The 641-nt window shown below is 54.0% G+C and carries 1 protein-coding gene and 1 pseudogene; both read left to right on the forward strand.

Features of this window, described 5'->3' with window-relative positions:
• Positions 1-52: 52 nt before the first annotated feature.
• Positions 53-484 (forward strand): annotated as a pseudogene (locus I6F35_RS39615) (relaxase/mobilization nuclease domain-containing protein); the annotation flags it as partial.
• Between the two features lie 37 nt (positions 485-521).
• Positions 522-641: mbeB-like conserved region family protein (locus I6F35_RS39620; RefSeq protein ID WP_001704366.1), on the forward strand; the 120-nt coding region annotated here is incomplete at its 3' end.

Consider the following 641-nt stretch of genomic DNA (forward strand, 5'->3'; position numbering starts at 1 on the left):
TGTTCTGTCGTTCGCGGAGAAGGAGCTGCCGCCGGGAGGACGTGAAAAGGTGATGGCGAGCTTTGAGCGTGTACTGATGCCCGGTCTCGAAAAGAATCAGTACAGCATCCTGTGGGTGGAGCACCAGGACAAGGGACGGCTTGAGCTGAATTTTGTCATTCCGAACATGGAGCTACAGAGCGGAAAACGCCTCCAGCCGTACTACGACCGGGCAGACAGGCCGAGAATTGATGCCTGGCAGACGCTGGTTAATCACCATTACGGGCTGCATGACCCCAACGCCCCGGAGAACAGCCGGATACTGACTCTCCCTGATAACCTGCCGGAAACGAAACAGGTGCTTGCAGAGAGCGTCACACGCGGGATAGACGCTCTTTATCATGTCGGGGAGATAAAAGGCCGTCAGGATGTGATTCAGGCGCTCACAGAGGCAGGGCTTGAAGTGGTCAGGGTGACGCGAAGTAGTATCAGCATTGCAGACCCGAACGGCGGGAAGAATATCAGGCTGAAAGGAGCATTTTATGAGCAATCTTTTACAGACGGGCGCGGAGTTCGAGAAAAAGCTGAAAGAGAGAGCCGAATCTACAGAGACAATGCTGAACGACGAGTTCAGCAAGCTCGAAAAATCTGTAAGCAAGGCT

The sequence above is a fragment of the Bradyrhizobium sp. BRP22 genome, assembly GCF_020194175.1.
GTDB lineage: Bacteria > Pseudomonadota > Alphaproteobacteria > Rhizobiales > Xanthobacteraceae > Bradyrhizobium.